This window comes from Streptomyces sp. NPDC005811 (assembly GCF_040630405.1).
In the GTDB taxonomy this organism is placed as follows: Bacteria; Actinomycetota; Actinomycetes; order Streptomycetales; family Streptomycetaceae; genus Streptomyces.
Genome location: NZ_JBEXXK010000088.1, coordinates 1 through 12,747, shown reverse-complemented (window position 1 = coordinate 12,747; position 12,747 = coordinate 1). Strand labels below are relative to the sequence as shown.

8 protein-coding genes are annotated in these 12,747 nt (G+C 71.8%); 4 read left to right on the top strand and 4 right to left on the bottom strand.

The window, feature by feature from the left end:
* Genes ABZ490_RS49165 through ABZ490_RS49150 form a run of 4 tightly spaced genes read left to right on the top strand, consistent with a single transcriptional unit; the run spans position 1 to position 5,856 of the window.
* Positions 1 to 879 (top strand): sugar ABC transporter permease, encoded by an 879-nt coding sequence (locus tag ABZ490_RS49165; RefSeq protein WP_359006529.1) that lies wholly within the window; start codon positions 1 to 3, stop codon positions 877 to 879.
* Positions 876 to 1,844: a carbohydrate ABC transporter permease gene (locus ABZ490_RS49160; protein WP_359006526.1), complete on the top strand. Its 969-nt coding sequence runs from the start codon at positions 876 to 878 to the stop codon at positions 1,842 to 1,844. The genes ABZ490_RS49165 and ABZ490_RS49160 overlap by 4 nt, the downstream gene beginning before the upstream one ends.
* A gap of 28 nt (positions 1,845 to 1,872) precedes the next feature.
* Positions 1,873 to 4,029, top strand: a complete 2,157-nt coding sequence (locus ABZ490_RS49155; RefSeq protein ID WP_359006523.1) for a beta-galactosidase — start codon at positions 1,873 to 1,875, stop codon at positions 4,027 to 4,029.
* A gap of 21 nt (positions 4,030 to 4,050) precedes the next feature.
* Positions 4,051 to 5,856 carry an RICIN domain-containing protein gene (locus ABZ490_RS49150; RefSeq protein ID WP_359006520.1) on the top strand — a complete coding sequence of 602 codons (1,806 nt, stop codon included), beginning with the start codon at positions 4,051 to 4,053 and terminating at the stop codon, positions 5,854 to 5,856.
* A gap of 28 nt (positions 5,857 to 5,884) precedes the next feature.
* Here ABZ490_RS49150 and ABZ490_RS49145 read toward each other — a convergent pair whose 3' ends face one another.
* The 4 genes from ABZ490_RS49145 to ABZ490_RS49130 all read right to left on the bottom strand — a co-directional run bounded on the left by ABZ490_RS49145 (position 5,885) and on the right by ABZ490_RS49130 (position 12,637).
* Complete coding sequence (locus tag ABZ490_RS49145; RefSeq protein ID WP_359006517.1) at positions 5,885 to 7,489, bottom strand: serine/threonine-protein kinase; 1,605 nt, start codon at positions 7,487 to 7,489, stop codon at positions 5,885 to 5,887.
* 86 nt (positions 7,490 to 7,575) lie between these two features.
* Positions 7,576 to 8,172: a sarcosine oxidase subunit gamma family protein gene (locus ABZ490_RS49140; RefSeq protein ID WP_359006514.1), complete on the bottom strand. Its 597-nt coding sequence runs from the start codon at positions 8,170 to 8,172 to the stop codon at positions 7,576 to 7,578.
* The gene (locus ABZ490_RS49135) at positions 8,165 to 11,374 is read right to left on the bottom strand and encodes a sarcosine oxidase subunit delta family protein (protein ID WP_359006511.1); all 3,210 of its coding nucleotides are present in this window, start codon (positions 11,372 to 11,374) and stop codon (positions 8,165 to 8,167) included. Before ABZ490_RS49135 ends, ABZ490_RS49140 begins: the two co-directional genes overlap by 8 nt.
* Positions 11,375 to 11,404: 30 nt before the next feature.
* Positions 11,405 to 12,637, bottom strand: coding sequence for a sarcosine oxidase subunit beta family protein (locus ABZ490_RS49130; protein ID WP_359006508.1), 1,233 nt, complete (start codon positions 12,635 to 12,637; stop codon positions 11,405 to 11,407).
* Positions 12,638 to 12,747 lie beyond the last annotated feature (110 nt).

Here is a 12,747-nt window from a genome sequence, read left to right as displayed (position 1 = left end):
ATGGCTGCCGCACGCCGTCACCGCTCGGCCGGCCCCCTGTTCGTCGCGCCGTTCCTGACGCTGTTCCTGCTGCTGTTCCTCGCCCCGCTCGGCTACGCCGCCTACCTCAGCCTGTTCCAGGAGCGGCTGATCGGCGGCACGGTGTTCGTCGGGCTCGACAACTACGTGCAGGCGCTGGGCGACCCCCAGCTCCTGCACGGCGTCGGACGGGTCGCGCTGTTCTTCGTGATCCAGGTCCCGGTGATGCTGCTGCTGGCGCTGCTGTTCGCGCTCGCCCTGGACAGCGGTCTGCTGCGGCTCGCCCGGGTGATCCGGCTGGGCATCTTCGTGCCGTACGCGGTGCCGAGCGTGGTGGCCGCGCTCATGTGGGGCTATCTGTACGGGCCGGACTTCGGCCCGTTCGCCCAGCTCAGCCGGAAACTCGCCCTGCCCGCCCCGGACTTCCTCAGCGGCGGCTGGATGCTCGGCAGTCTGGCGAACATCGTGACCTGGGAGTTCGTCGGCTACAACATGATCATCCTGTACGCCGCCCTGCGGACGATCCCGCAGGAGCTGTACGAGGCGGCCGCGATGGACGGGGCGGGCGCCTGGCGCATCGCCTGGTCGGTCAAACTGCCGGCCCTGCGGCCCGCCCTGCTGCTCACCCTGCTGTTCTCGGTCATCGGCAGCTTCCAGCTCTTCAACGAGCCGAACCTGCTGATGAAGATCGCCCCGGACGTGATCAGCAGCTCCTACACCGCCAACCTGTACGCCTACTCCCTCGCGTTCACCGGTCAGCAGGTCAACTACGCGGCGACGGTCTCCTTCCTCCTGGGCCTCGTCATCGTGGGCGCCTCCTACGGCGTCCTGCTCACCGCGAACCGCAGGAGGACCCCATGACGTCCCCCAAGCTCTCGACTTCGCCCGGCAAGGGGGCGCCCCCATCCACCCCCGCGGCGACGGTCGCGCCGAACGCCGCGCGGTCGGCGCGCACCTTCCGGACGAAGGCGCGCCGGACCCGCCGCAGCACCCCCCTCACCATCGCCATGCTGGCCGCCCTGGCCTACTTCCTCCTCCCGCTGTTCTGGCTGCTCATCGCCTCCACCAAGAGCACCCAGGACCTGTTCAACAGCTTCGGCCTCTGGTTCTCGCACGCCCCACAGCTGTGGGCGAACATCCGGGCGACCTTCGCCCAGGACGACGGCGTGTTCCTGCACTGGCTGCTGAACACGGTCGTGTACGCCGTCGTCAGCGCGGTCGGGGCGGCGCTGCTGGCCGCCGCCGGCGGGTACGGGTTCGCGAAGTTCCGGTTCCGTGGCGACCGGGTCGCCTTCAACCTCGTCCTCGGCGCGGTCATGGTCCCGACCACGGCCCTCGCGATCCCGACCTATCTGCTGTTCGCGAAGGCGGGTCTGGTCAACACGCCCTGGGCGGTCATCCTGCCCTCGCTGGTGAACCCGTTCGGGCTGTACCTGATGCGGATCTACGCCGAGGACGCCGTACCGGACAGCCTCCTGGAGGCGGCCCGGATCGACGGCGCGGGCGAGGTGCGGATCTTCCTGCGGATCGCGCTGCGGCTGCTGGGCCCCGGTCTGGTCACCGTGCTGCTGTTCACCCTGGTGGCGACCTGGAACAACTACTTCCTGCCGCTGATCATGCTCAACGACCCGGATCTGTACCCGGTGACCGTCGGTCTGTCGTCCTGGGCCGCGCAGGCGCAGAACGGCGGCGCCGGCTCCAGCAGCGACATGCTCGCGCTGGTCGTGACCGGTTCCCTGCTCTCGATCGTCCCCCTCGTCGTGGCCTTCCTGATGCTCCAGCGCTACTGGCAGAGCGGTCTGGCCGCGGGCGGCGTCAAGCAATAGCCCTCTTCGTCCCTCCGGAGGTTTCTTCATGGCGGAACTGCCCGCCCGCGTCCTGTTCGGTGCCGCCTACTACCACGAGTACCACCCCGAGTACGCGCCCGCGGTGCCCTCGGACGAGCAGCTCAAGACCGACCTCGATCTGATGGCCGAGGCACGGTTCACCGTCATCCGGGTCGGCGAGTCCGTCTGGTCGACCTGGGAGCCGGAGAACGGCCGCTTCGACCTGGACTGGCTGCAGCCCGTCCTCGACGGCGCCCATGAGCGCGGTATCTCCGTCGTCCTCGGTACCCCGACCTACGCCGTGCCGCCGTGGCTGGCCCGGCTGTACCCCGAGATCACCGGCGAGGACGCCACCGGCCGGCGTCTCGGCTGGGGTGCCCGCCAGGAGGTGGACATCACCCACCCGGCGTTCCGGTTCCACGCAGAGCGGGTCATCCGCGCGATCGTCGCCCGGTACGCGGACCATCCGGCGGTCATCGGCTTCCAGGTCGACAACGAGCCGGGACTGCATCTGCTGCACAACCGGGGCGTCTTCCAGCGGTTCGTCGACCATCTGCGCGCCACGTACGGCGACGTGGAGACCCTGAACCGCGCATGGGGCCTGGTCTACTGGTCGCACCGGCTCTCCACCTGGGCCGACCTGTGGACGCCGGACGGCAACGCGCAGCCCCAGTACGACCTGGCGTGGCGGGAGTTCCAGGCCCGGCAGGTCACCGAGTTCATCGCCTGGCAGGCCGACATCGTGCGCGAGTACGCCGGTCCTGAGCACTTCGTCACCACCTGTATCTCGTACACCCGCCAGGGGGTGGAGGACGACGAGATGACGGACGCCCTCGACATCGCGGCGGGCAACCCGTACTACGACATGCAGGACGGCCTGCTGCTCCCGGACCCCACCCCCGAGGACCACGAGCAGCTCTGGAAGACCACCGGGGTGTGGTCGATGTACCAGACCGCGGACTGGATGTTCGCCTCCCGGCAGGCGCCGTTCCTGGTCACCGAGACCAACGCCAACTCCATCGGCATGGCGTGGGACAACCGCCCGGCCTTCGACGGCCAGTGGCGGCAGGCCGCCTGGGCGCTGGTGGCGCGCGGGGCCCGGATGATCGAGTACTGGCAGTGGCAGACGCTGCGCTTCGGGGCGGAGACGTACTGGGGCGGGGTCCTCCCGCACAGCGGCCGTCCGGGGCGGACGCACGCCGAGATCGCCCGGCTGGGCGCGGAGTTCGAGACGGCGGGCCCGCTGGTCGCGGGTCTGGAGCCGGACGCCGACGTCACGATCGTGTACTCGCTGCCCAGCAAGTGGCTGATGCAGCAGCACCCGGCGCTGTCTAAGCCGGACGGCTCGCCGGACCCCGCCTCCTACCACCGCATCCTGGACCCGTTCTACCGCGGTGCCTTCGACGCGGGGCGGCAGGTGCGGATGGTCCACGCCCGGCAGTTGCACGACCCGAGCGGCGAACGGCCCGGCCTCACCCCCGAGGAGGCGGTGGAGCGCCACCCGGTCCTCGTCGTGCCGGCGCTGTACGTGGTCGACGACGCGACGGTCGACTGGCTCGCGGCGTACGCGGAGGCGGGCGGCCATCTGGTGCTGGGCCCGCGCACCGCGTACGCCGACCAGGAGGCCCGGGCGCGTCATGTGCAGGCGCCGCCCCGGCTGGTCGAGGCGGCGGGGCTGCACTACGACGAGTTCAGCAACCTGGCCCGGCCGGTGCCGGTGCGTGCGGTGCCCGGGGGCCCGCTGCCGCTGCCGGAGTCCGCGACGGCGACCCGCTGGGCCGACGCGCTGACCGTCACCGACGCCGAGGCGCTGGTGGAGTACGTCCATCCGCACTTCGGCCGCTGGCCCGCGGTCACCACCCGCCCGCACGGCACGGGCCGGGTCACCTGTGTGGGCACGGTCCCCGGCCGTGAGCTGGCCCGTGCGCTCGCCGAGTGGCTGGCGCCGCGCGTGCGGAGCGGCTGGGGTGACCTCCCGGCCTCCGTGACGGCGACGACCGGCACCTCCCCGGACGGACGCCGGGTCCACATCGTCCACAACTGGAGCTGGGAGCCCGCGCGCCCGGCCGTTCCGGTGGACCTCACCGACGCCCTGGACGGCCGGTCCGTCCCGGCGGGCTCCGCGCTGGACCTCGGCCCGTGGGACGTGCGCGTCCTCGTGGCCGGCCCGGACGACCACTCCTGATCCCGTCCCCGAGGAGGGGCTGTGCAGAGAAGAAGAATCGCCAGAGTGCTGGGGGGCCTCGGCGCGGTGTCGGCGCTGCTGGTGATCCCCCTGTCCAGTGCGCAGGCGTACGACCCGACGGGCGGGGTCCTCTATCAGCTCGGCAGTGAGCCGTGTCTGAAGGGGCGCGGCAACTGCGCGATCTACCCGAAGTCGGCGCAGCTGCCGAGCGGCCGGCTGGTCGCCGCGTTCGAGAAGTCCACGGTCGTCCCCGCCTCGGGCAGCGCCGACGGGCAGACGCTCCCTGTCTACCGGAGCGACGACCACGGCACGACCTGGCAGCCGCTGTCGGAGGTCAAGGCCCCGGCCTACCTCTCCACCGACCCCAAGTACGCCAAGTACACGAGCAATTGGACCAACCCCTACCTGTACGTCCTCCCGCAGGACGTCGGCGACCTGAAACAGGGCACGCTGCTGCTGGCGAGCGTGGTGTCGGGCGACGACTCCTACTACAAGGAGCACAAGGCGGCCGACCCGAACTGGACGCCGTCCAACGACGGCGACCGCAAGGACCTGGCGATCGCCCTGTACTCCAGCACCGACGACGGCGCGAGCTGGAAGGTGGTCAACGTCGTCGCCACCGGCGGCTGGCAGGGCGGCAGCGCGGGCGCGGTCGGGCAGAACATCGCCGCCGCGAACACGAACCGGCAGGTGGATCCCCTGTGGGAGCCGTACCTGATGGTCTACAAGGGCAAGCTGGTCTGCTACTACTCCGACGAGAACGACTACACCGGCTTCGACGCGACGACCGGCGTCCCCACCCTGGACCCCGCCAACGACACGGCCACGGATTCGGGGGGCCAGATCCTGGTGCACCGGACCTGGGACGGCCGTGGCACGGCGTGGAGCGCCCCGGTCGTCGACATCGCGGGCCTGACCCAGAACATGGGCGGCGGAAAGACCGAGATCGGCGGCGGCCGTCCCGGCATGACCAACGTCGTCCGGATGACGGACGGCAAGTGGATGATCACCTACGAGTACTGGGGCGGCGGGGCCGACACCCGGTACCGGATCGCCGACGACCCGTTGACGTTCTTCCTCGGCTCGGCCACGGGCACGGCGGTCACCGGTCTGCCGCTCGACGCCGGTTCCCACGCGCTCGCGACGGGTGGCAGCCCGGTCCTCGTCCGGCTTCCCGGCGGACGTCTGGTCTACAACGCCGCCGGCAGCGGCAGCGTCTGGGTCAACGAGAGCGGACGCAGCGACGGCGTGTGGAAGGAGTACCAGACGACCTCGCCCGGCGCCTACAGCCGCAACCTCCAGTACGTCGAGGGCACGGGCCGCCTCTCCGTGCTCAACAACCAGGGGACGTCGACGCTCAAGTTCGCCGACGTCGACCTCGGTCACTCGGACGGCGCCTACTACCAGCTGGTGAACCGCAGGACGGACCAGGTCATCGGCACCGGCGGCAGGACCAACGACGCGAACCTCGGCAACGGGGACGTGCCGGACGTCCGGCTGGAGGCCCCCGGCTCGGCGGCGAACCCGGACACCCAGTACTGGCATGTGGTGACCGAGCCGCAGGGCGGCGTGACCCTGCTCAACAAGTCGGGCGGACGCGCGGCGGCCATCTGGACCGGGAACGCGACGGCCGGCCAGAAGATCGGCCAGTGGGTCGACAACAGCAAGAGCGGCAGTTGGAACCTGGTCAGGACGAGCGACGGCTTCTACCGACTGCAGTCGGTCAAGAACACGAGCCTGTACCTGACCGGTGCGACCGCCGGAGGACAGCTCACCCTGCAGACCGCCGCCACCGACGGTTCACAGGACTGGGAACTCGTCCAGTAGTCCGGTGGGCACACCAGGTGACGGGGGGTCAGCTCGCCACGGCGAACTGGCTCCCCGTCTTCTGTCCGTTCTCCGTGCGGGCCGCGGCCACACAGCGGAAGACCCGCAGTCCCTTGTCCCACTCCGAGGCCGTGGGCGGGATGATGTCGGTCTCCCACTTCTTCGCGACCGTACGGCCCTCGGGGAGCATGGTCGCGTCCATCACCTTCTGCGAACAGAGCGCCTTGACGTCCGGATGCTTGATCAGGTCGCGGGCGTTGTTCGTCATGCCGTCCTCGGGCAGCGGGGCGATCGCGAACGTCTCCCACACGTGCTCGGCGGCGCAGTCGGCGCGGCTGACCGTGATGATGCCGGAGATGTCGACGATGCCGCTCCAGCACTCCGGGCTCGCGACACACCGGCCGCCCACGCCGTCGACTCTCGTCGCGGGGCAGTTCTCGGTCGTGGTGGGCACACCGAACCCGGACGTGCCCTTGTCCTCGGCGGTGGCGCTGGAGGAGGGTGCCGCCGATCCGGAGGTGCCACCGCCGTCGTCCGAGCCGAAGTACTGGTTCGTGACCACGGTGACGGACACGGTCACGGAGACGACGACGGCCGCGAGTACGGCGATCAGCCGGAACTTCCGCCCGCCCACGCGGTCCTGCGGTCGGGCGGCCACGGTCGTGCCGCCCGCTCTCCCGGGCCGGTCCGGCGGCACCGTCGCGGGGACCGCGTCCCGGACGGGCGGCGCGTCGCGGTGGTGCGGAACGGTGGTCATGGTCGGGGCCGGTCCGAAGCCACCGGGGCCGGCGGGGCCGCCCAGGGCGACCGTGTCGAGGTCGACGGCGGCGAGGGCGTCCCGGAAGGCCCCCGCGTCGGACAGCCGCTCGGCCGGGTCCGGGGCCAGGGCGTGCCGGAGCACCTCGTTGAGGGCCGCGGGCATGCCGTGCAGCGGGACGTACGGCCAGGTGTGACGCACGATCAGTTCGGCCAGGCTGAGCTGGGTCCCGTCGTCCGGGTGGTGCGGCGGGAAGCCGCGCAGCAGGGCGTAGAGCGTGGCGGCCAGGGAGTACACGTCACCGGCCGGGCCGGGCTCGGCCATGTGGAAGGCCTCGGGCGGGGCGTAGGCGGGGGTCAACGCCTCGCGGGTCACGGACAGTTCGCGCCCGGGGCGGGGCATGGCCGCGAGCCCGAAGTCGGTGAGGGCCACCCCGCCGTACCGGTTGACCATCACGTTGCCGGGCTTGATGTCGCGGTGCAGCACCCCGGCGGCGTGCGCGGCGGCCACGGCGTCCGCGAGCCCCACGCCGATGTCCCGCGCCTCCTTCGGCGGGAAGGCGCCCTGCCGGTGCAGCCGCTCGCCCAGCGAACCGCCCGGGCACAACTCCAGGACCATGTAAGGGCGGTCGTCGGCCAGCACCCCGGCGTCGTACACGGGGACCACGTGCGGATGCCCGGAGAGCTGCCCGGCCGCGGTGACCTCGCGCAGGAAGCGCTGCCGGTCGCGCGGGGTGGACAGCACCCTGCTGTCCACCTTCAGCGCGACCTCCCGGCCCACGGCCAGCTGCCTGGCCCGGTACACCGTGGCGAACCCGCCCTGGCCCAGGATCTCCTGGACCTCGTAGCCGGACAGTGCGATTCTTCCGGGCTGCATGTGCCGTACCCCCAGCGTGCCGCCCCGGCCGGGACGTCCGGCCGAGGTCGAGGCGAGACTCTAGCCCAGCGCGGTGACAGGGGTGGTCACAGGTACTCGGCGGCGGCGTCCAGCAGCCAGTCGGTGAGGTATCCGGCGAACGAGGAGCGCACGAGGATCCAGAATCCGGCGTCGGGCCGGTCCCGGGCGACGAGGACGACCTGGGTGCGGCCGAGGGTGGTCTGCGCGCAGCGGCCCGGCCCGAAGCCGCGGGGGTGGAGGTCGAGCGAGCAGCCGTGGGCGAGGAGGTCGCGGGCGTGCGGGCCGGTGACGAGGAGGGTGGTGCGCTGGGCGGAGACGTCCGTGACGGAGACCGGTTCGTCTCCGGCGGCTTCCCGGATACGGTCCTCCAGCGCGCGTGAGGTCCCGGGCCGGCCCACGACGAGCCATTCGTCGGGGCCGAGCCAGAGCACGGTCAGCTCACGGGTGCGGGTGACGGTGTTCGGTTCGAGCGGCAGGGGGACGCCGAGGGCGACACCGACCGCGTCGGCGGCCGGGCCCTTGGGGTCCAGCCGCAGGCCGATCTGAGTGAGGAAGGGGAGTTCGGCGAGGCGGACCCGCCCGTGGGAGGCGCGGGTGGCGTCGGCCAGCCGGTCCTTGGCGCTCAGCAGGGGGCTGCGGGGCGTGAGAGTCGGGTCAGCCATCGCGGCGGGCTCCCTCGGGGTCGAAGAGGACAGGGCCGGTGACGGTGACCGGGACGAGCCGGTCGCCGACGGGGGCGTAGAGGCGTTCGCCGATGCGGTCGCGGCCGCCCTTGATCAGGGCGAGGGCGAAGGTGCGGCCGAGGGCGGCGCTGCGGTAGCTGGAGGTGACGTGGCCGAGCATCGGGACCGGCGGGGGCGGCAGGACGCTGTCGGCGACCAGGTGGGTGCCTTCGGGCAGGAAGTCGGCGGGATCCTCGGGGAGGAGGCCGACGAGGTGCTTGCGGTCGGCGCGGAGGGTGTCGGGGCGGGCGAAGGAGCGCTTGCCGAGGAAGTCGGGCTTCTTCTTCGACACCGCCCAGCTCATGCCGAGGTCCTGGGGGGTGATGGTGCCGTCGGTGTCCTGGCCGATGATGGGGTAGCCCTTCTCGGCGCGCAGGACGTGCATGGTCTCGGTGCCGTAGGGGGTGATGCCGTACGGGGTCCCCGCCTCGTGGACGGCTTCCCAGAGGGTGAGCGCGTGCCAGGGGGAGACGTTGATCTCGTAGGCGAGTTCACCGGAGAAGCTGATCCGGCAGACGCGGGCCTCGATGCCGGCGACGGTGGTGTCGCGCCAGGCCATGAAGGGGAAGTCGTCGTTGCCGACGGCCAGTTCGGGTGCCAGCGAGCCCAGGACGTCGCGGGACTTCGGGCCGACGAGGGCGACGGTGGCCCACTGTTCGGTGACGGAGGTGCAGTGCACCCGGAGGTGGGGCCATTCGGTCTGGAGCCATTCCTCCATCCAGTCCAGGACGGTGGCCGCGTTGCCGGTGGTGGTGGTGACCAGGAAGCGGTCCGCGGTGAGGCGGATGACGGTGCCGTCGTCGAAGACCATGCCGTCCGGGCGGCACATGACGCCGTAGCGGATCATGCCGGGCTTCAGGGTGCTCATCATGTTCGTGTAGAGCAGGTCGAGGAAGGCGCCCGCGTCCGGGCCCTGGACGTCGATCTTGCCGAGGGTGGAGGCGTCCATGAAGGCGACGCCGTCACGGGCGGCGGCGCACTCGCGCAGCACCGCGGTCTCCATGGCCTCGCCGTTGCGCGGGTAGTACCAGGGGCGCTTCCACTGGCCGACGTTCTCGAACAGCGCCCCCTGCATCACGTGCCAGTCGTGCAGTGCGGTGGTGCGGACGGGGTCGCTGAGCGCACCCCGGTCACGGCCGGCGAGCGCCGCGAAGGAGACCGGGACGTAGGGCGGGCGGAAGGTGGTGGTGCCGAGCGCGGAGACGTCGACGCCGAGGAGTTCGGCGACCACGCCACTGGCCAGGACACCGGCCGTCTTGCCCTGGTCGTTGGCGGTACCGGCCGTGGTGTAGCGCTTGGTGTGCTCCACCGACCGCAGCCCCGCGCCCGTCGCGCGGGTCAGGTCCTCGACCGTGACATCGCGCTGGAGGTCCACGAACCGCCGGGCGCCGTCCCGGCCCGGGACCGTGAACACGTGCATCGGCGCGGTGTACGGGGCCGCGGTCACGTCCGGGAGGGCGGGGTGCTCGGGTGTGTGGCCCTCCGCCTCCAGGGCGCGCGCGGCCGCCGCGGCACCCTGGGCGAGCACGGTGGGCAGGTCGAGCACGCCGCTCGCGGAGCCCGCGACCTCGACGGCCTGACGGCCGGTGTCGGGGACGAAGGAGCCGAGGGCGTCGTCGTAGCGGAGCTTCCCGCCGGACTGGCTGAACAGATGCGCGACGGGGTTCCAGCCGCCCGAGACCAGCAGCAGATCGGCCGCGAACTCCCGGCCGCCGTCGGTCTCCCCGAACGGGGCGACGGTCACGGAGCTCAGCCGGGCCTCGCCCTCGGTGCCGATCACGGCATGGCCGGTCAGCACCTCGACACCGGCGGCTTCGGCGCGCCGGCCCCACTCCCCCGCGTCCGTACGGGTGTCCACGATCACCGGGACCGCCACGCCGGCCGCGGCGAGGTCCAGGGCCGCCGGGTACGCGCTGTCGTTGGTGGTGAGGACGACCGCGCGGCGGCCGGGCAGGACACCGTGCCGGTGCAGATAGGTGCGGGCCGAGGCGGCCAGCATCACACCGGGCCGGTCGTTGTCCGCGAAGGCGAGGGAACGCTCGTGGGCGCCGGTCGCCAGGACCACCCGGCGCGCCCGGATCCGCCACACCCGCTCGCGCGAGGCCTTCGCGGGGGCCGCCGCACCGAGGTGGTCGGTACGGCGCTCCACGGCGAGGAGGTGGTTGTCGTCGTAGTGGCCGAACACCGTGGTGCGCGGCAGAACGCGGACCTCCGGGGCGGCTTCGAGCAGCGCGCCGACCTCCCGCACCCAGTCGAGGTGCTCGCCGCTGCCGAGGAGGCTGCCGCCCGGCTCCGGCTGGTCGTCGGCCAGGATCACCCGGGCTCCGGAGCGGGCCGCCGCGGCCGCTGCCGCGAGGCCCGCCGGACCCGCCCCCACGATCAGCAGGTCGCAGTGGGCGTGCACGGCGTCGTAGCGGGCCGGATCCGGCTCGGTCGCCAGCCGGCCCTGACCGGGCAGGCTGCTCGCCACCAGGCCGTCGTAGAGCTCCACCGCCGTCGCGGGCAGCATCGGCTCCGGGAACGGGGCCTCGATCTGGATCACGGCGTTGGGTTCCTCGACACCGGCGGAGAAGATGCCTCTCGGCCGGCCGAGCTTGATGCTCGTCGCCGCCTGGATCACTCCGTTGGCGAGCAGGGCGGAGGCGAGGGTGTCGCCCCGGTACCCCTGGTACTCGGTGCCGTCGAAGGTGAAGGTGAGGGGTGCGTCGCGGTCGATCCGGCCGAGTGCCGGGTGCCGGAAGCCTGTCGGGGGCTCTGCGCCGAGGGCACCGGTCGGCCCTGACGGAGCCCCGGCCCCGGCCCCGTCCTCGGACACCGGACCGGCTGCGCGGGGCGGGCTCGGCTGGGAGGTGACCGGGCGGGGCTGCGGCGCCTCCGGGCGTTCCTCCCCCGAGCGGTACACGGCCAGGATCTCGTTGGTGGAGGTGTCGCGGACCGCGTTGAACCAGCGGCGGCAGCCCGCCGAGTGGCTCCAGCGTTCGGCGAAGGGCCCCTTGGGGTTGGCGCGGAAGAACAGGTAACGGGCCCACTCCTGGTCGGACAGTTCCGCCGGGTTCTCCGGATAGGGCACGTGAGCCTGGCCGCCGTAGTGGAACTCGGCCTCGTCACGGGGCCCGCACCACGGGCAGGGGATGAGCAGCATGGATCGGCTCCCAGAGTGTCCGGTGGTGTCCTAGTGGGCCACGGCGGCGGCGCCGTGCTCGTCGACGAGCGCGCCGGTGGTGAAACGGTCGAGCGAGAACGGGGCGTTCAGCGCGTGCGGGCTGTCGTGGGCGATCGTGTGGGCGTAGACCCAGCCCACGCCCGGGGTGGCCTTGAAACCGCCCGTCCCCCAGCCGCAGTTGAGGTAGAGACCGTCCACCGGGCTCAGGCCCACGATCGGCGAGGCGTCCGGACTCACGTCCACGATGCCGCCCCAGGTCCGCAGCACATGGGCCCGCGCGAAGACCGGGAACAGTTCCAGGGCCGCGGACATCTGTTCCTCGATGATGTGGAACGCGCCGCGCTGGGTGTAGGAGTTGTAGGAGTCGATCCCCGCCCCCATCACCAGCTCGCCCTTGTGCGCCTGGCTGACGTACACATGCACCGCGTTGGACATGACCACCGTCGGATGCACCGGTTCCAACAGCTCGGACACCAGGGCCTGGAGCGGGTGGCTCTGGACGGGCAGCTCGATCCCCGCCATCGCGGCCAGGACCGAGGTGTGGCCGGCCGAGCACAGGGCCACCTTGCCCGCCGCGATCGGCCCCAGGGTGGTCTGGACGCCGACGACGCGGCCGCCGACCACGTCCAGGCCGGTGACCTCGCAGTTCTGGATGATGTCGACACCCGCGGCGTCCGCCGACCGCGCGAAGCCCCAGGCCACGTAGTCGTGCTTGGCGATGCCCGCCCGCGGCTGGTAGGTGGCGCCCAGGACCGGATACCGCACATCCGGCGAGATGTTGACGATCGGGCAGACTTCCTTGACCTGCTCGGCGTCCAGCCACTCCGCGTCCACCCCGTTGAGGCGGTTGGCCTCCACGCGGCGCACACTGTCGCGCACATCCTGAAGGCTGTGCGCCAGGTTCAGCACGCCCCGCTGGGAGAACAGGATCGGATAGTCCAGCTCCTCCTCCAGGCCCTCCCAGAGTTTCAGGGCGTGCTCGTAGATGCCCGCGCTCTCGTCCCACAGGTAGTTCGAGCGGATGATCGTGGTGTTGCGAGCCATGTTCCCGCCCGCCAGCCACCCCTTCTCCAGCACCGCCACATTGGTGATGCCGTGGTTCTTCACCAGATAGTGCGCGGTGGCCAGACCATGACCGCCACCCCCCACGATCACGACGTCGTACGACCGCTTCGGCTCGGGCGTCCGCCACAGCCAGTCGGGGTGGTCCGGAAGCTCGGCGCCGGGGGTACGAGGGCTCATCGGGCGTCTCCGGGTTCGCTCAGCCGCGCAGGCGGGACATGGACGGGTCGAACAGGGGCTCCTCGGCGACGACCGCGTCGACGCGCTGGTCGAAGTAGCCGATGTGGAGT

Excerpts from the sequence above, each read along its gene's own strand:
- ABZ490_RS49140 (WP_359006514.1), bottom strand. The coding sequence starts at position 8,172 with ATGGCTGACCCGACTCTCACGCCCCGCAGCCCCCTGCTGAGCGCCAAG.
- ABZ490_RS49165 (WP_359006529.1), top strand. The coding sequence starts at position 1 with ATGGCTGCCGCACGCCGTCACCGCTCGGCCGGCCCCCTGTTCGTCGCG.
- ABZ490_RS49130 (WP_359006508.1), bottom strand. The coding sequence starts at position 12,637 with ATGAGCCCTCGTACCCCCGGCGCCGAGCTTCCGGACCACCCCGACTGG.
- ABZ490_RS49160 (WP_359006526.1), top strand. The coding sequence starts at position 876 with ATGACGTCCCCCAAGCTCTCGACTTCGCCCGGCAAGGGGGCGCCCCCA.
- ABZ490_RS49145 (WP_359006517.1), bottom strand. The coding sequence starts at position 7,489 with ATGCAGCCCGGAAGAATCGCACTGTCCGGCTACGAGGTCCAGGAGATC.
- ABZ490_RS49135 (WP_359006511.1), bottom strand. The coding sequence starts at position 11,374 with ATGCTGCTCATCCCCTGCCCGTGGTGCGGGCCCCGTGACGAGGCCGAG.
- ABZ490_RS49155 (WP_359006523.1), top strand. The coding sequence starts at position 1,873 with ATGGCGGAACTGCCCGCCCGCGTCCTGTTCGGTGCCGCCTACTACCAC.